At 54.6% G+C, this 17,065-nt stretch carries 19 protein-coding genes; 10 read left to right on the forward strand and 9 right to left on the reverse strand.

The window, feature by feature from the left end:
- Positions 1 to 49: 49 nt before the first annotated feature.
- The 4 genes from PSR63_RS13810 (at position 50) to PSR63_RS13825 (ending at position 2,853) form a co-directional block, all read left to right on the forward strand.
- Complete coding sequence (locus PSR63_RS13810; protein ID WP_274334044.1) at positions 50 to 382, forward strand: hypothetical protein; 333 nt, start codon at positions 50 to 52, stop codon at positions 380 to 382.
- 208 nt (positions 383 to 590) lie between these two features.
- Complete coding sequence (locus PSR63_RS13815) at positions 591 to 1,139, forward strand: rhodanese-like domain-containing protein (protein ID WP_274334045.1); 549 nt, start codon at positions 591 to 593, stop codon at positions 1,137 to 1,139.
- 408 nt (positions 1,140 to 1,547) lie between these two features.
- Entirely contained in the window at positions 1,548 to 1,892 is a 345-nt protein-coding gene (locus tag PSR63_RS13820; RefSeq protein ID WP_274334046.1) for a YciI family protein, read from the forward strand.
- Between the two features lie 7 nt (positions 1,893 to 1,899).
- On the forward strand, positions 1,900 to 2,853 hold the full coding sequence (locus PSR63_RS13825; protein ID WP_274334047.1) for an SGNH/GDSL hydrolase family protein: 954 nt from the start codon (positions 1,900 to 1,902) through the stop codon (positions 2,851 to 2,853).
- A 22-nt stretch (positions 2,854 to 2,875) separates the two neighbouring features.
- Here the strand turns inward: PSR63_RS13825 and PSR63_RS13830 are convergent, their stop codons facing one another.
- From PSR63_RS13830 to hpt, 3 genes are all read right to left on the reverse strand, one after another.
- Positions 2,876 to 3,511, reverse strand: coding sequence for an exopolysaccharide biosynthesis protein (locus tag PSR63_RS13830; RefSeq protein ID WP_274334048.1), 636 nt, complete (start codon positions 3,509 to 3,511; stop codon positions 2,876 to 2,878).
- A 62-nt stretch (positions 3,512 to 3,573) separates the two neighbouring features.
- A complete protein-coding gene (locus PSR63_RS13835) occupies positions 3,574 to 4,755 on the reverse strand; it encodes a glycosyltransferase family 4 protein (protein WP_274334049.1) in 1,182 nt (393 codons plus the stop codon).
- Positions 4,752 to 5,291 carry a hypoxanthine phosphoribosyltransferase gene (gene hpt / locus PSR63_RS13840; RefSeq protein WP_338000672.1) on the reverse strand — a complete coding sequence of 180 codons (540 nt, stop codon included), beginning with the start codon at positions 5,289 to 5,291 and terminating at the stop codon, positions 4,752 to 4,754. Before hpt ends, PSR63_RS13835 begins: the two co-directional genes overlap by 4 nt.
- Positions 5,292 to 5,456: 165 nt before the next feature.
- On the opposite strand from hpt, the gene PSR63_RS13845 reads away from it, so the two are divergent.
- Positions 5,457 to 6,374: a metallophosphoesterase gene (locus PSR63_RS13845; RefSeq protein ID WP_274334051.1), complete on the forward strand. Its 918-nt coding sequence runs from the start codon at positions 5,457 to 5,459 to the stop codon at positions 6,372 to 6,374.
- A gap of 9 nt (positions 6,375 to 6,383) precedes the next feature.
- Here PSR63_RS13845 and PSR63_RS13850 read toward each other — a convergent pair whose 3' ends face one another.
- The gene (locus tag PSR63_RS13850) at positions 6,384 to 6,656 is read right to left on the reverse strand and encodes a hypothetical protein (protein WP_274334052.1); all 273 of its coding nucleotides are present in this window, start codon (positions 6,654 to 6,656) and stop codon (positions 6,384 to 6,386) included.
- A gap of 250 nt (positions 6,657 to 6,906) precedes the next feature.
- On the opposite strand from PSR63_RS13850, the gene PSR63_RS13855 reads away from it, so the two are divergent.
- Together PSR63_RS13855 and PSR63_RS13860 are read left to right on the forward strand one after the other, a co-directional pair.
- The gene (locus PSR63_RS13855; protein WP_274334053.1) at positions 6,907 to 7,668 is read left to right on the forward strand and encodes an alpha/beta hydrolase-fold protein; all 762 of its coding nucleotides are present in this window, start codon (positions 6,907 to 6,909) and stop codon (positions 7,666 to 7,668) included.
- A 32-nt stretch (positions 7,669 to 7,700) separates the two neighbouring features.
- Positions 7,701 to 8,795: a glycosyltransferase gene (locus tag PSR63_RS13860; protein WP_274334054.1), complete on the forward strand. Its 1,095-nt coding sequence runs from the start codon at positions 7,701 to 7,703 to the stop codon at positions 8,793 to 8,795.
- A 14-nt stretch (positions 8,796 to 8,809) separates the two neighbouring features.
- Here PSR63_RS13860 and PSR63_RS13865 read toward each other — a convergent pair whose 3' ends face one another.
- Positions 8,810 to 9,268, reverse strand: coding sequence for a hypothetical protein (locus PSR63_RS13865; RefSeq protein WP_274334055.1), 459 nt, complete (start codon positions 9,266 to 9,268; stop codon positions 8,810 to 8,812).
- A gap of 194 nt (positions 9,269 to 9,462) precedes the next feature.
- On the opposite strand from PSR63_RS13865, the gene PSR63_RS13870 reads away from it, so the two are divergent.
- Entirely contained in the window at positions 9,463 to 10,698 is a 1,236-nt protein-coding gene (locus PSR63_RS13870) for an LL-diaminopimelate aminotransferase (RefSeq protein WP_274334056.1), read from the forward strand.
- Here PSR63_RS13870 and PSR63_RS13875 read toward each other — a convergent pair.
- Genes PSR63_RS13875 through PSR63_RS13885 form a run of 3 tightly spaced genes read right to left on the reverse strand, consistent with a single transcriptional unit; the run spans position 10,695 to position 12,371 of the window.
- On the reverse strand, positions 10,695 to 11,093 hold the full coding sequence (locus tag PSR63_RS13875) for a type II toxin-antitoxin system death-on-curing family toxin (protein WP_274334057.1): 399 nt from the start codon (positions 11,091 to 11,093) through the stop codon (positions 10,695 to 10,697). The two genes, PSR63_RS13870 and PSR63_RS13875, sit on opposite strands and share 4 nt — an antisense overlap.
- The gene (locus PSR63_RS13880; RefSeq protein ID WP_274334058.1) at positions 11,094 to 11,318 is read right to left on the reverse strand and encodes a hypothetical protein; all 225 of its coding nucleotides are present in this window, start codon (positions 11,316 to 11,318) and stop codon (positions 11,094 to 11,096) included.
- 48 nt (positions 11,319 to 11,366) lie between these two features.
- A complete protein-coding gene (locus tag PSR63_RS13885) occupies positions 11,367 to 12,371 on the reverse strand; it encodes a DUF1559 domain-containing protein (protein WP_274334059.1) in 1,005 nt (334 codons plus the stop codon).
- A 214-nt stretch (positions 12,372 to 12,585) separates the two neighbouring features.
- Here PSR63_RS13885 and PSR63_RS13890 point away from each other — a divergent pair, with 214 nt between their 5' ends.
- Together PSR63_RS13890 and PSR63_RS13895 are read left to right on the forward strand one after the other, a co-directional pair.
- A complete protein-coding gene (locus PSR63_RS13890; protein WP_274334060.1) occupies positions 12,586 to 14,247 on the forward strand; it encodes an HDOD domain-containing protein in 1,662 nt (553 codons plus the stop codon).
- A 220-nt stretch (positions 14,248 to 14,467) separates the two neighbouring features.
- Positions 14,468 to 15,547, forward strand: a complete 1,080-nt coding sequence (locus PSR63_RS13895; protein WP_274334061.1) for a site-2 protease family protein — start codon at positions 14,468 to 14,470, stop codon at positions 15,545 to 15,547.
- On the opposite strand, the gene PSR63_RS13900 is transcribed toward PSR63_RS13895, so the two are convergent.
- Positions 15,544 to 16,968, reverse strand: coding sequence for a hypothetical protein (locus tag PSR63_RS13900; protein WP_274334062.1), 1,425 nt, complete (start codon positions 16,966 to 16,968; stop codon positions 15,544 to 15,546). The two genes, PSR63_RS13895 and PSR63_RS13900, sit on opposite strands and share 4 nt — an antisense overlap.
- Between the last annotated feature and the right edge of the window lie 97 nt (positions 16,969 to 17,065).

The raw sequence follows: 17,065 nt of genomic DNA on the forward strand, positions 1-17,065 counted from the left end.
GTTGTGCCTGGCTGTTCTGGTCGTCTTGATGGTTTTTGGCTGTAATTCGATGGCTGCCCTCGATCCTGCCGAAGAGCCCGTCAAGACATTTGTTGAAGGAAAAGGCGGAATGGTCGAAACTGAAGACGGCCATATCGTTGTGGTTTGGTGTGAGAGCGCAAATCTGCAAGACTCAGATCTCGAGCAATTTGCCGCGCTGCCTGAACTCAAGGCGTTGTACTTGAATTACAACAGCGAGCTAACCAACAAGGTGTTTTCGATGTTCGACAACAAGCCGAACTTGAAAACGCTTGAATTGGCTGAGACTAAAATTACGCAGGGCGCCGCGGACAAATTCCGCGATGTACACCCTGAAATGTCGGTTTCGGGGCCAGGCGTTTAGACTCCCCAACTCCTCTACTTTCAAGACTAAGAAAGGCGGACCGTCATCGGTCCGCCTTTTTCTTTGGAATGTATCTGCTTCTGGGATAAGGCCTTCGGGAAAATTGCCGAAAAACACTGTCCCGAGCTTAGATCTCGAACGCGATTGAAATCGTCATCACTTACGGGTTTGGTATGCGCTAACGGCTAAACACGAAGGAGACGAGAAAATGCGAAAGATCATCCTGGCGACCACCATCGCGGCAGCTATGGGGATGTTTGTGGTCGGAACGATTCTGACAGCGGAAGAAGATGTTACTCAGTTAACTAGCGAGAACCCGCAAATCGACTACCAGGGCTTCTTGAAGCAGGTCCAAGAGGTCGCCAAGGTTCGCGAGAAGCGGCGTATCTCGGAAGATGAATTCCTGCGCATGATGGACGATCCTGAGACAGTCGTGCTTGATGCTCGCAGCAAGCGGATGTACGACCTGCTACATGTCAAAGGTGCGGTGCATATCTCGCTGCCGGACATGACTGCGGAAGATTTGGCGAAGCTGATTCCCGAGAAAGACACCCAGGTAGTGATTTACTGCAACAACAACTTCAAGAACGAGCCCATGGCATTTGCCCCCAAGGCTCCCGTCGCATCGCTTAACCTGAATACATACAACACGCTTTACAGCTACGGCTATCGAAACATTTACGAGCTTAAGCCGCTGTTGGATCGTCACAATACGAAGATCCCCTTCGGTGGCACATCGGCCGAAAAGGCTAAGTAGGCAGCAGTAGGGGACAGAACCTGCTTGTCGGCAATCACGGCTGCCAGCATATATGGAACATGGCTGGTAGCCTTCGTGCGATTGCCAACCTCTTCAAAACTCTTCGCTTGGGGCGATGTAGCGTTCAGCGGTCTTGCCGCGATAACTCTTGTGCGGCACATGGGGAGTTCATGAAATGGAGATCCCTGGCCAAACTCCCCTCAGCAATTCGCAGACAAAAGTTCTTGTGGCGATGTCGAATCAGGACGACTCCCTTCGACTAGTCCATGAAGATGAAGTGTCAGTTAGTTAACCGTTTGCTTGCTTACAAATGACACTGCGAATTAAAATCTCCTTCGCTTCGATGGGGCGGCGAAGGTCTACGAGTTCTGGTCCCATCGAAATACAGCATGGAGCCAAGAGGAAACCATGAAGTACATGTTGCTGGTTTACAGCGCAGAAACGTGTTGGACGCCTGAGACCCGCGAGGATTGCATGCGTAAGAGCATGGCCATTTGCGACCAGTTAGAAAAGGAAGGCAAGCTCCTTGCTGCTTCCCCGCTTATGTCCGTTTCAACGTCGAAAACGGTTCGCGTCCGTGAAGGCAAATCGCTGGTCACAACGGGCCCTTTCGCCGAAACGACCGAGCAATTAGGCGGCTACTACATACTGGATGTTGCGACGGAAGAAGAGGCCTTGGCGGTCGCTGCCCGTATTCCTCCTGCCTCGGTCGGAAGTGTCGAAGTCCGTCCTCTGGATACTCTTCCCCAGTAAGTGCACTATGAGAATCCGCAAGACGCGACTCACTATTGTCTGCTTCATCGGTATTTTGGCGATTGCTTGTGCGGGTTTCTACGTTCGATATTTCATGTTGCGTCCGATCGGCAGCGGTCCAGCAGGACCTGAAGTAGCCGACGAATCATTCCGCAAGAGTTGGAGTGATCGTCCGGTAAAACTGGTGGGATTAGGGGATAGTGTCACGGCCGGTCTCGGTGCCGACTCCCCAGATCACACCTTCTTTCAGCGAATGATCGAGAATCCTTCCGATGAATTTGTCGATATGCAGGGCAAGTCACTTTCAAGTGTGTTGCCTGAGCTTACGACAGAAAACCTGGCCATTTCTGGCTCGACATCGAAAGACCATTTACGTGTCATCGAAGATCGATTGTCGTTGCACGATCCCGACGTGTTTGGCTTGGTGGTCATGACCTCTGGCGGCAATGACCTGATTCATAGCTATGGACGTCGACCACCCAAAGAGTGCGCGATGTACGGCGCCACAATGGCAGAGGCCGAGCCATGGATCGCTTCGTTTCGTAGTCGATTAAACGACATGCTCGATAAGGTCACCGCGGCGTTCCCAGGCGGTTGCGAGATTTATCTCGCTGACATCTATGATCCCACAGACGGCGTTGGTGATGCGCCCAGTGTCTATCTTCCGCATTGGCCCGATGCGCTGGCGATCCACGAGAAGTACAACGAAGTGATTCGCGAGTGCATCGACGCGCGGCCGAACGTGTTCCATGTTCCTCTGCACGAAACTTTTCTAGGGCACGGCTCTCATGCGACGCAGTTCTGGCGATCCACTTACGTTGCGGAGGATCCGTACTACTGGTTCTATGAGAATATCGAGGACCCCAACGATCGCGGCTACGATGCAATTCGCCGCGTATTTCTCAATGAAATCGTCGACCACTCATCGCTTCGCGTAAGCGACAAATCGGTCGCTGAGTAGTCAGCCTTCGGGCATGGATTCATTAGAACGGCCAAGCGTAAATCGCGACTCCGATGGCGGCGCAGGAAACCACGAAGCCGAGGATCACGAGCACGCCATCTCTGACGGTCATGCCCGATGCGAACAACGCGATCGCTGTGCCTGGGATGGCCACAGCAAAGGGCAAAAAGGCCAGGGGAATAAAGAGTAACGCCAGAAAGGCGATGATGGCCGCGATTACATAGTGGAAGGGAGAGTGAGTAATCGTCTGCAAGCGACTGTCTGTGAACCCTGCGAGCCATTTTGCCCAAGGAAGCGTTTTGTCGATCCCTTTGGTCAAGGTATCTCGCGAGAAGGAGAAGTCGAGTAGGCGTTGCGGCAACCATGGTCTTCCGCTTGAGAAAATCATTTGCACAGCAATCAACATCAATACGCAGCCTGTCACGATCGACATGCCTGGAATGGCACCGATCGGCGAAACAGCCATGATGGCAGGCACGAGCAAAAGGGGGCCAAAACTTCGGCTATTGAGCGAGTCGAGCGTGTCTTCCAACGTGACCTCGTCTCCGTCGGTGTTTTCCTTCATCTGTTGCAAGATATCGACGAGACCGTCCGGAGAAGAATCGCTAGTGTTTTCTTCGGAAGTCGTTGGAGCGTCAGAGATTTGAGCAGTTGTCATTTTTTCGATCTGGTGAAGTGAATGTAAGTCTTCTATCACCAGGGGTGCAAAATGCATGCCACTTACAGAAGTCGCTTTTGCTCTATCAGCGAGCGGAAGAAATCGACATGATCGGCAGCACTGCGCTCGAGGCTGAAATGCTGAATCACACGCGTGCGGGCTGCATCGCCAAGGCTTGCTGCCAGCTGTTGGCTTTCGATCACGCGGGTCAGTGAATCGGCAAGAGCGCTGACGTCATCGACAGGAAAAACGACGCCTGTGTCGTTGTGATCAATTAGGATGCGATTGCCGGGAATATCACTGACGACGCATGGAAGTGACGCGGCCATTGCTTCGAGAAGTGCAATCGACATTCCTTCGTGAAGCGAGGGAAGAACGAACGCATCGGCGGCGGCCAGAACATCCTCGACCGTGTCAAAGGCCCCTGGCAAGATGATGCGGCTTTGAAGTCCCATTGCACCGACGAGGGAAGCCAGTTCTCCTTCCTGAGGTCCTTCCCCGATGAGCCAGAGGCGAGCCATCGGAAAACGCTGTAGGACGTACGGCCAGGCACGCACTACCTTGGTAAGACCTTTGCCGGGATGAAGTCTGCCGGTAAACACCACCAGTGGAGCGGACTCGGCCAAGGTAAGAATCGGATTGGCGGCGGCCAGTGCCGCACGAGCCGCGCGACGCTGCTCGGCGGAACGCATGGGGCCAACTTTCACGCCGTTAGGAATGAAGCGGATCTTCTCGCGCTCAAACTCGGACGAAACCATCTCGTCGAAGATCTGCTGGCTGGGTGCTACAAAGCCATCGGCCTGTTGGCAGGTTCGGCGGATACGATGGCCGAAGTTGGCCGTTTCGTGGAAGGCACAATCCCCCGTCTCGCCGGCTCCTTCGGCCCGCAAAATGACAGGTACTTTGCTTCGTTGCAGACGAGATGTCGCTACGACGGCGCTATGCTTCAGCATCGATATGTAGACGGCATCGAGCTCCGATTGATGTGATCGAAGCCAGCGTCCCAGCGACATCATGTACCGTACAGTACCCCAGCCACGGACCGAGGGATTGGGCAGGCGAACGACCGGAATGCCGCGATGCGATATCTGCTTGGGCCAGTCGGGATGCCACTGCGCGGTTACGAGTTGGACTTGATGCCCTTGGCGCGTGAGTTCCTCGGCCAGATTGGCCATAACCATTTCCGCCCCTCCGACCAGGGGCCAGAATCGGCGAGTGACAAGTGCCAGGCGAAGAGAAGTCATGCGTGCGAAGCGATCTCGTGGTCTTCCAACGCCGCAACAAACGGCAGATTGCGATAGAGGTCTTGATAATCCAAACCGTACCCCACGACGAACTCGTTGGGAATATGAAAGCCGACAAAGTCAGGCCGGATTGCCACTTCGTGACGCTCGGACTTGGAAAGCAGCACCAGCGATCGAACCGAGGTCGGACCATGTTCCTCGATGCTTTCCAGCACGTTTTTCAGCGTATGGCCCGTATCGAAGATGTCGTCGACGACCAGGACATCTTGCCCGGCAATTTGTGGCATCATATCTAGATTCAGGGCCAGTTCACCCGCCGAAGTAGCTGTACCCCGGTAGCTGCGTGCCTGCATGACGCCCACCTTCAAAGGCATCTCCAGCTGACGAATCAGGTCGGCCATCAGCACCAGGCTTCCTGTCATCACGCCCAGGACGGTCAGAGGCCGATCCCCGTAGTTTTCTGTCAATTCCGCCGCCAGGTCGGTGACTCTTGTGGCAAGTTCTCGCGTTTCAATCAAGGTATGCAAAGAAATCATCCCCACGTGCGGATGGCGGAATGTGAATCGACAAAACGCTATTGTAAGCTGTTAGCTCTCCGTTCTGTAGAGTCCGTTGCGGCTACAGACCTGATCCGTTCTCGAATCAAGAGATTTCCCCTCATCGTCTCCCGCTTTCCCAGTTATCCCAGTAAAGAAGGTTTCATGTTTGACATCATCGGAGACATCCACGGCCACGCCGACGAGTTGACGGCACTACTCGAGGAGTTGGGCTATTCGCAGCGTGATGGGGTGTATTCGCATCCAGAGCGGCGTGTGGTCTTTCTGGGAGACTTCGTCGATCGTGGTCCGAAGATTCGTGAGACGCTGGAGATCGTTCGCGGCATGGTTGAGACTGACGCGGCCCTCACGGTTATGGGGAATCACGAGCTCAATGCCATGGCGTTTCATACGCCTCATCCCGATCAGCCAGGAGAATATGTCCGACCTCATACGGCCAAAAACGAAAAGCAGCACGGGCAGACGCTACTGCAATTGAGCGAGTCCCAATTGAGCGATGCCCTGGCTTGGTTTCGAACGCTGCCAATGTGGCTTGAGCTGGATGGCTTGAGGGCTGTACATGCGTGTTGGGACGATGCGGCAATTGGCCAGATCGAGAACCATCTACAGCAATTTGGCGGTTTCACCGACAAGATGCTGGCCTCGGCCTGTTTGCCTGGCGAGCCACTGTTTGCGTCGGTCGAGGCGATCCTCAAGGGAAAAGAGATGCAGCTGCCTGAGGGGTACAGCTTTCAGGACAAGGATGGGCACGAGCGCACGAAAACGCGGACGCGTTGGTTTCTCGATGCCGATGGTCACACGTTTGGCAGCTACGCGATGACCGAGAAATTGGCCTGCGATATTCCGCTTAGCGACGACATTCGCAGTAAATCTCGACCCTATGGCGAGTCCGAAAAACCGGTGTTTCTTGGTCACTATTGGCTAAAAGAGGCCACGCCCAAGCGGTTGGCAAGGAACGTGGCCTGCGTGGACTATAGCGTCGCCAAGGGAGGCTTCCTGTGTGCTTATCGCTGGGATGGAGAACAGGAACTTCTCGACGAAAAGTTCGTCTATTTGAAGTAACTTCAGCCGTTAGTTGACTGCGGCACCTGCGACTGCGAAGCCGCCAGTCAGCAGGATGAAGAAGATTGGGATGATAATCGCTATGACTCCCAAGACGATGCCGATGATTCCAAGAATCATGCCGATTTGTGTCATCTGACGCCCTTCAGGATCCATGCGGCCAGCATCAATCTCGGCCAAGTCTTGAGATCCCATGTACCAGGCCACCGGGGCGCAGAAACAACAGGCCATGATACCGAGAATTCCCAGGACCAAGATAAGCACACCACGATGTGGTTTCATGTCCGCGTTTCCTTACTGCTGAAAGTGGTCGCCATAATCCGAGAAGCAATCCGATGAGGCCTCAACCTCGCGGAGTATGATAACAAGTCCCCGTATCAATTCCCAGCAAAGATCGAGATTGGGGCTGTCATTTTGGTGGACCTGAATGGGAGATTCTCGACCCCATGATATCATGTTGTTTCTATGGTCGTGCCAAGAGACACGAAAGAGACACATCACCGCGGACGACGTTCACCAGTCGGGAACCTTCATGACCGATAAACCGACCTACGGCAACTGGCGCGAGATCGATCTCGATGGCCATCTGTGCGAACTGTTCGAGCCGCAGCAGCGGAACGAGCATGGCTATGTTGGGATCTATCTGCACGGGGTACACCTAGGGAAGCTGTATCATAGCCCGGCGTTTGTCGAGCAGATCGAGAAATTCGGATTGCCGGTGGTTGCCCCGGTAACGCAGCGAAGCTGGTGGACCGATCGAATCTGTGAGGAATTCGATCCCCAGCGGTCGTCCCAGGCTTATTTGCTGGAAAGCGTACTGCCCTATATTGAAGAGCAATACAAGGCGAAGACACCGAAGGTGGCCCTGTTTGGGACGAGCATGGGAGGGCAAGGATCGCTGCGGTTTGCCTATAAATTTCCCGATGTCTTTCCAATTGTCGCGGCCGTGAGCCCTGCGATTGATTACCAGAATCGGATGCGTGACGACCCGGAAGATAACCTGTGGCAAATGTACGATAGTGCCGAGCAGGCTCGGCAGGACACGACGACTTTGCACATTCACCCGCTGAATTGGCCTCGAAATCAATTCTTTTGCTGCTGCCCAGAGGACACCTCTTGGTGGGAAAGCTCGGATCGATTACGAATGAAGCTGCAGTCTTTGGGTGTGCCGCACACATGCGACCTGGAGACCAAAGGCGGGGGGCACGGTTTTAACTACTACAGCCTGATGGCCCCTAAGGTGGTTCAATTCCTGTGGGATTCGCTGGAAAAAGAACGCCGCCGGATTGTTTAGATCATGTGCACCTGTGAAGAATTCGCTGGAAGATGCAGAAACTGATGCTCATCATCCCGACGCTTGATCGTTCGGGAGCCGAGAAACAACTGACGATGTTGGCTAAGGGATTGCCACGCGATCAGTTCGAAGTTTCGGTCTGTTGCCTGACACGCAGCGGGCCCTACAGCGAGGAGCTGACCGCTGCCGGCATTCCGGTAACAGTGATTGGCAAGCAACTGAAGATCGATCCTGCTGCGTACTGGCGACTCAAGAAGCACATACAGGACGAAAAGCCTGATATCGTTCACACCTGGCTCTTTGCGGCAAATAGTTACGGCCGCAAGGCAGCCCAAGCCGCCGGCGTGCGTCATATTTTGTGTGGAGAGCGCTGCGTCGATCCCTGGAAGATAACGCACGAACATTTCATTGATCGCTATCTCGATCGCGTTACGGACAAGATCGTGGTCAATAGCTCGGGCATTGTCGACTTCTACGTGAAGAAAGGACGCGACAAGAACAAGTTTGTCGTCATCCCCAATGGAATCGATCTGATCGACGGGGCTCCTCAGATCAGCAAGGAAGACCTTTGGAATCAATTGCGTTTGCCGTCGAACGCCAAGATGATGCTCAGCGTGGGGCGTCTGTGGCCGCAGAAGCGAATGAAAGATCTCATCTGGGCGACCGAGATCTTAAAACGTATCCGGGATGATGCGTATCTGGTGATCGTTGGCGACGGCCCTCAGCGTGAACGGCTGGTGCGTTACAGCCAGCAGGTCACCATCGACGATAAGGTGCGCATTGCCGGCCCACGTGACGACGTGGCGGATGTGATGCGACATGCCACGCTGTTCATGCTGGCCAGTGGTTATGAAGGCCAATCGAATGCCTTGATGGAGGCGATGGCGATTGGTCTGCCGGCGGCTGTCAGCGATATTCCTGGCAACCGCGATCTAATCACCCACGACGAGAACGGGTACCTCGTCGGGCTGGGGCAGCGGACCGAGTATTCTCGCTTTGCCAACTTCCTGCTGGAAGACGAAGCGATTAGGAATCGCTTCTCTGAAGCAGCGCGAAAGACGATCGCCGAACAGTTCAGCGTCCAGCAGATGATCGACCGGCACGCGGCGCTCTATCAGTCTCTCTGACGAGGGACTGGCCGCTAGTGTTCCTCGATGATGACGTCTTGAACCTTGGGGACACCATTTTCGATCGTGTAGCAATAGATTCTCCCTCCACCCAATGGAATCGTCTCAAATTGTGAGAAGTTGCCGATGCCAGTCACGGAAACAGCAACGTAAAAATCGAATTCCCGTAGGTTGTTTCCAATTGAGTAAGTCGTGTAGCGGGGGGCTGTCTTTCGCGAACCGATTCTCTGTAGGAGTTCCTCGCTCTCGATGATTTCGACAGGTTTACCGCCAAGGGTTTGAGGGACTGCATCGACAAATTCACCAGGCCGAACGTAAATTACCTCATCGCGAATACGAGAATTCATCGCGTGGAATGCGGTGAGGCTCTCCCCAACCGCGACTGCGCGGGGGTCAGGTAACTCAGTCGAAGCGGAATCGTTGCAACCAATGAACAGCAGTACGCTTAGAGCGATAAGGGGGACGCGAGACATGCTTACCTCAACTTCTTTTACAGGCATCCCCTCAAGATAGGGTTTCAGGAGCAATGCGTCGAGATTTTGGCAGGTGTGAACGTGTTGATGCCGAACTCCCCTGCCCTGGTTGTTGTCTCTTTTGAGCGGCGGTAGGCTAGTAGGTTTGAATTCCGGCCATCTGTTTGACCCTAAGAAATCTCAGAACGAAGACCATGAGCGATCCCTATTTCCAGAAGCTGTTTGCTGAACGTATCGGTGGCGAAAATTACGGTAAGGGAACCGCGATCTATAAGTTCGAGAAGATTAAGCGGGCCAAACGCAAGGCACTTGCCGACTACCCCGATCGCGAGCTGATCGACTTCGGGATCGGCGAAAACGACGAAATGGCCCCGGAATCGGTCCGCAAGGTCATGGCCGAAGAGATCAATAAGCCAGAGAATCGCGGTTACGCGGACAACGGTGTTGCCGAGTTCAAGCAGGCAGCGGCCGATTACATGAAGCGGATGTTCGGTGTCGAGCTGGATGCTGCGACCGAAGTGAACCACTGCATTGGTTCCAAGACGGCTCTGGCCATGCTGCCGGCCTGTTTCATCAATCCTGGCGACATCTGCCTGATGACCGTTCCTGGTTATCCGGTCGCAGGTACGCATGCAGCCTACTACGGCGGTACCGTCTACAAGCTTCCGCTGTTGGCCGAAAACGACTTCTTCCCTGATCTCGACAGCATTCCAGCGGATGTCAAAGAGAAGGCCAAGCTGCTGGTGATCAACTATCCCAACAGCCCCACCGGGAAGGTGGCGACCAAAGAGTTCTACGAGAAGGTCGTTAAGTTTGCCAAAGAGAACAACCTGGTGGTCGTGCAAGACGCGGCCCACACCGTGCTGACCTTTGAAGGGGAGCCACTCAGCTTCCTCAGCGTGCCGGGTGCGAAGGACGTGGGCGTCGAAGTCCATTCGTTGTCCAAGGGCTTCGACATGATCGGCTGGCGAATCGGTTGGGTTTGCGGCAACCCTCTGCTGGTTCAGGCCTTCAGCGATGTGAAGGACAACTGCGACAGCGGTCAGTTCATCGCCATTCAAAAAGCCGCCGCGGCAGCCTTGGCCGATGAAGAGATCCCCAAGCAAACCAAGGCCAAGTACGAGCGACGTCTGAAGAAGCTGGTCGAAATGCTCAACCGGTGTGGTTTTCAGTGCAAAGTCCCAGGCGGAACGTACTTCCTGTACACCAAGAGCCCATCCGGCGTCGAAGGCGGCCCGAGCTTTGCCAACGCCGAAGAGGCCTCGCAGTACCTCATCACCGAGAAGTCGATCTGTACCGTGCCATGGGACGACGCCGGTTCCTTCCTGCGGTTCTCGGTTACTTACGTCGCAGCTGATGAAGCAGCCGAAGACGCACTGATGGAAGAAACCGAAAAGCGTCTGAAGCAGATCTCGTTGAAGTTTGACTAAGCTCTTGGCTTGGTATTGGCTTGGAAGAATTCAGTAATCTCGGGTTTCTGAGTTCTTCCTTCGGCGACCCCTAAGACGAGGTCTACCAAATCCGATTGTGAGGCGGTGACCTCGATCCCGTTGAGATCTAAAAAGATAATCGCGGTCATTGCCGAGGTGCGTTTGTTGCCATCGACAAATGGGTGATTGGCACAAATATGGAAGAGATACGCCGATGCCATCTCGTGCAGCGTCGCGTGGAGATAGTGTCCGGCAAACATGGACTGTGGCATTGCGATCGCTGACTGCAGCAGTCCGATGTCGCGGATGCCAGGATCACCGCCATAGTGCTTAGTCGATGAATGATGAATCGCGAGGACTCGAGACAACTTGAGAAATCGAATGTTACCGGCCATCTACTCTGCTAGTTTCTGCAAAGCTTTGGCATAGTTCTGGTTTACCTTTTCGAGCGAGGCTTGAAACTCTGCCTCGGAAACATCATCAACCGGTGCACAGAATAACCCCTCGGTGTCGGCCTTGATAATCAATGGCGTCGTCTCGTCAATCTGCATTTTCTCAATGATCGACGGATCAAGTTCCAAGATGTATTGGTCGCCCATTTTTTTGATGTGAACGATCATCAGGCATTTCCAAGAGGTTTGAAATTGTGCGAGGACATTCGACGTGTCTTACGGCAAGCTTACCACTTCCCCGTCCCCCTTGTCCCCAAGTTTCCGAAAAAGATCGAGCTCGATCGTGTAGGGGATGAATCGCACACTGCCATCGACCAGCAAGGCATTCAGGCCACCATCGTGCGAGCTGCCAAAGCGGTTGGCGCCATTGAGAGGATTGGTTGCGGTGATATCGGACCAAGGTTCCAGGTCGGTGCGACGAACGGTCTCATGCGTGATGCCTGGGTTGCTTGACGGAGGGCCGTCCCAGCCGGACGTGTACCCGTAGATATCCCCTTCCTGCGAGCCTTGGCCGAGCGTGTTTAGGTTGACGCATTTCTCGGCCACCATCAACGTGTTGCTGGTTCCGTCGGTCACGGAAGAGAAGTCGTATAGGTTCTTACGTGGTCCGACGCTGCCGCTGGATGTATCGCCGCAGGTACCGGTAAAGTTCCTGGCCAATACGCCGGTCCCTTCCTGGTTACCGCCGGCGTAGTCGATCTGGGCCCGTGGGACTTGGTCGAAGGAATTCGAATTCTGCCCGCTTGAGCTGATACACATGTGGATCAACTTGGCAGGTTCGGAAGAGGGTGAGCGGCGACTTGGGCAGAAATACTCCGGGATCGGAACGCCCATGGCAAACTTCGAGGAGTCCAAGTCGGTTCCGCCTGGCATCCCGTTGTGGACGGTATCGTGCTCCATGAACGGCAGGATCTGAAAGGCCCAGCCGGCAGCCTGTTTGTCGAGAGCTCCAGGTTTGCCACCATTAAACGTGGCAAAGACATGCTGGGCATAGCCGCCGGTCGGAAATGCGTTGTAGGTATCGGTGTGGTTATGCCAGGCCAAGCCGATCTGCTTGAGCTGGTTGACGCATTGAGTTCGTCTGGCCGCCTCACGAGCTCGCTGGACTGCCGGGAGCAGCAAACCGATCAGAATTCCGATAATCGCAATCACCACCAGAAGTTCGACCAGCGTGAACCCTCGTTGGAGGTAGCGTCCCGAAATGTTGGCTTGCGATGGCATGAGGTAGGGGGGGGCGGTTGTAACAGTCGTAGTGAATTTAGGGGGAGGTGACAACGTTTCAGGTTACCCGGAGGAGTGGTTTTAAGCAAACGACGGGAGAAACTATCCCGATCGACGCAAACCATTTCGCAGCTGACAATTCCGCCGACTCATTGCCCTAAGTGACCTATATTTTTAAACGAAATAGGGCACCCAATGGATTCTTGGTTTGGCTATGCAAAAGGCAACTGACGTGACAGGCGGTTCTTCCATAACGACCAGCGTACCCAAGACACTTGGTCACGATGAACATGGTTCGGGCGAAGTGGGGCTGGTAGCTCAGATGGTTTCTCGGGCTCAGCAGCTGTATTCACTTCCGACCGTCGCGATGGAAGTACTCAAGCTTACCGCTGACGAGCATGCCACGGTTGTGCAAATCAAGGAATGCATCCAACGCGATCCGGCGATGACCCTCAAGATCCTGAAAGTCGTCAACAGCCCACTGTTTGGGCTATCGGGTCAGGTATCGGATCTGAACCAGGCACTTGCTTTGCTTGGTATCAAACCGCTTAAGCTACTCGTACTCGGCTTCAGTCTACCGAAGGCCATGCTGCAGGGAATTGAAGCCGAAGTCTTGGCTCAGTACTGGCAGTTTGCTTTGACCAAGGCAGTTGCTGCCCGCGAGATCGCGAATCTACAGGGTAAGAACTTCGGCGACGAAGCGTTCATCGCCGGGCTCCTGTCCGAGATCGGCGCCTTGGTCATGCTGCAGGACTTGGGCGATGCGTATGCCAACTTCGCCAACAAGGTTCTGCAGGAAGAAGCCGACCTCTCGGAGATGGAGTGGGAAACGCTCGGTTTCGATCACAATATTCTCGGGTGCCGGTTACTGCAAAGCTGGAACCTGCCAGAGGCCCTGGTCGAAGTGATTCGGGAAGGAAGCCCTTCCTCGGGAATTGAATTCGGCCGGCTTAGCGGGCAATCGGTAACACTTCGCCTGGCGCATAATCTGGCCGAGGTGCTTGCGCATCATCGACTTAACTTGATGCCGAAGTTCCTCGATCAATTGAAATCAACGACCAGACATGATGAGGATACGGTCGAACACCTGGTGGTAGACATTCAGGAAAAGCTCTATCAACTGGCCGGCGTTTTATCCGTTTCGTTGCCAGATGGAACGGACTACTGTGAAGTGGTTGCCCAGGCATATGTTCAGCTATCTCAATTGGCTGAGTCGGTTGCGGCGCCGCTGGCCTTGGGAGATCGGGCACCCCATGACCAGATGATTCAATCTCCGGAAGTCCAGCGATTGATCGACACGACAAAGTCTCTCGCTGAAAACGGCGGGGTTCCTGTTCGTTCTGCAAAGCAGGGCAACTCGGAAGCACCTGCCGAAGAATTACCGGTCGATCCGATCATGGCCGATGCGAGCATGCTGACCGAAATTGCTACCTCGATGCAGCGATGCCGTTCGCAGCGCTGTGAGTTTTCATTATCGCTGTTGAAGATCAATCAATTTGAAGACTTTCTGATGGTGGCTGGTGTCGAAGAAGTCGATGTCTGGCGACAGTTGGTCGCGGCCATTGTGGACCGTCTGAGCGATGGCCTGGGACGCGTGCTGCCGTGTGGCGAAATGAGCGTGGCCGTTCTATTGGAAGATCACGATCGCCATCAAACGGTCACGTTGACGCGTCAATTACTCGACTTGGTGACTTCCTGGTCGCAGCGTCGCGAGTGCCATCATGGAGTCGAACTGACGCTCAGCGGTGGTGTGGCATCTGCATGCGTGCCGCCGAAGAGTCTTCCTCCGCAAGAGATCTTCCAGGCAGCCCGGCGGTGCCTGTTGGCAGCCTCGAAGGGGGGCGGTAACGCCATCAAGAGCATCGAAGTCCTGTAACCGCTTGCAGTTTTTGTAATTCTGCTGGTTGGTCAGCCGCCAATTGCACGGACTCGTTGGGCGGAAACCTAGGCATGGAAAAGGGAAAGCCAGGGCTAACCTTTACCATTTCCAGCTTGCTCTATAGGCTTTAGAGTCGGTCTGGCTGATCCAACTGGTTAGCTGGTCCGCTATCCGCTGCCTGCGGAATTCTGTTACCCTGGTCTCTATGAATGAATCGATGGAATCCCGCGTGGACGAGCAAACGACATCTCACGAGTCTTCCTTGGAAGAGGGGGCTTCGAAATCGTGGGAAAAAGATTCGGTCGAGTTTTCGTCTCAGGCCCGCCTGCACGCCGATCCGCCTGTTCGTAAGCGTCGTGTTCGATTGCCGGTCATATTGTTCATTGCCACGTGTGCTTCGACCTTCCTGGCCGGGATGACCAACTGGCAGCCGCTGGAAGCGATCATCAATTTGTTTGCCTGGTCGAATCCGGTGACGATGGGGATTCCCCATGCCTACGATTCATTCCTTTCAAGCCCCGCCGTCGAAATGCGGCGCGACCTTATCCACTATCTGGCCGACTGGAAGAGTGGGCTGCTTTACATGGCAGCGATGTTGGGGATCTTGTTTGCCCACGAGATGGGGCACTTCATCATGGCCCTGCGTTACCGAGTGCCGGCCAGTTTGCCTTACTTCATTCCCGTGCCGATTTCTCCGATCGGAACGTTCGGCGCGGTGATCGGCATGGACGGCATGCGTGCCAATCGCAAACAGCTATTCGATATCGGTTTAGCTGGTCCTTTGGCTGGCTTGGTCGTGGCATTTCCAGTGCTATGGTACGGCGTCTCTCAGATGGACTTATCTGCGCCGGGAACTGGATCGTTCAAGCTCGATCTGCCCATCGCGATGGCGTGGATGATGCAGTGGTTTAACGTCCCTGGGTATGAAGAAGGGATGTACATCAATCAAAGCCAGCTCAATCCCTTTTTCATGGCCGGTTGGGTGGGGCTGCTAGTGACGGGGCTAAATATGATACCGGTCAGCCAACTCGACGGCGGGCACGTGACATACACCATGTTTGGAAAGAGTGCCCACTGGATTGCTCGAATCTTCCTCGTGGTGGCGGTGGCCTTCATTATTTGGCTTGGCGCTTACCAGTGGAGCCTGATGCTGCTGCTGGTCATCTTAATGCGTCCCGAACATCCGCCTACCAGCGACGATAGTGTCCCAATCGGATGGTTTCGTTACGCGCTGGGAACCGTGTCGCTGAGCATTCCCCTGCTCTGCTTTCCACCGATGGCAATCGTGGCTGCTTAGTTGGCCGCTTTGAGCCGCTGAAGAATCTCCGACGTAATCGGGCGTTTCGCATCCCAGAAGATCCAGGCCCGATAGAACTCTTGCACTTCCGGGCTGTTCAGCCGAGCTGCTGCCGCGATCGCTTCTTTCTTCGTGCGAAAAGAGAGGAAGTAGGTCGTATCGTCCAACATCACCGGTCGGCCATCTTGCGGACGGATGACGCGAAACGAAAGCTGCTTGTGCAGGGCGGAAATCGCCACCTTCCACTTGGCGAACGAATACTCGCCAATGCCAAAGATCGAAAACGGAGGGCGTCCTCGGTAGATCGAGCTCTTGCGATCCGCCAGTCGATGGGCATGCTTTTGCAGGTAAGCCCATGTTCTGGGTGCAGTCGATTCGATGGGGGCTGTGTCTTCCCCGGTACGCTTCTGAGGCACGATCAAAAATTTGTCCGTGTGTTTCACATCACCGCGATAGACGGCACCAGCAGGCATCAACGGGTAAAGGTAATCAGGTTCCAGTTCGACTGCCTCGCCCAGTCCATTCACGAAGCCCCATCCCTGCCGCTCTAGTTGCATGACCGCACGGCAGTCGTGTTTCACGCCACTTCTCCAACGCGTCGTCACTTGAGAAGCCAGCAGGTGCTTCTGCCGTGCCAGTGCCCTTTGGTCGGCAACAAGATTGCCGGAGTGCACACCCAGCACAGTCACGGCTTGATCTGCGTCGAGTTGATCGTAGACCTCGCATGACGTGTTCGGCTTCGCGGCTTGCATGTGACAAACCAACAGGCAAGCATCGACCGAAGCGTCGAAGTGTTCACGCGAGTCGATCTTGCGAATCGAGCAGTTGGCAATCGGCAGTCCGACTTTCCAGGCCTGTTCCAAAACCTTGCGGGCAACCGTTGTTTTGCAAAGCATGGCCAGCGTGCAGTCTTGCTGCGGCATCGCCTCCAGCAGATGTAGGATCATCCAATGTGAGATGTCGAAGTTGGCTTTCCCGGTCTTGGCCGAGATGCCACGTTCGTTCTGGAAGTTCGATTTCGCAGGGAGATTGGCGCTACCTAACGTACCAAGCGCCGAATTAGTGACCCAAGGTGGATTTCCCAGGATGAGCAGGTGACCCGGTTGTCGGCTTAGGAGCGATGGCCAGTCTTGCTGAAAAAAATCGGCCTGAGCAAGGTCAACCTTGCAGCCCGTGTTGGCAAGCCGACGACGCGCATCGGCGACATACGCTCGGTTCCATTCACGACCGACCAATTGCTTGCAATCGGAAAAGACGTTGGCCGCTGCTTCGAGAAACGTTCCTTGCCCGCACGTCGGTTCCAAGACGCAACTGGGCTCAATACCATCGACGCGGAGTCGGCGACAGACGGCTTCAGCGAGGACCATCGGGGTTTGAAAGTCGCCATACTCGGTTTTCTGGCGACTCTTGACGCGAATCATGGAAGCGTTTCGAGCTGGAAATTACGTTATTGGGCCGAACTTCGCGTCAGTTTAAGAGTTCTGCGAAATTCGAACCATGGCAATTTCAGGCTCGATA

Source organism: Bremerella sp. P1, assembly GCF_028748185.1.
In the GTDB taxonomy this organism is placed as follows: Bacteria; Planctomycetota; Planctomycetia; order Pirellulales; family Pirellulaceae; genus Bremerella.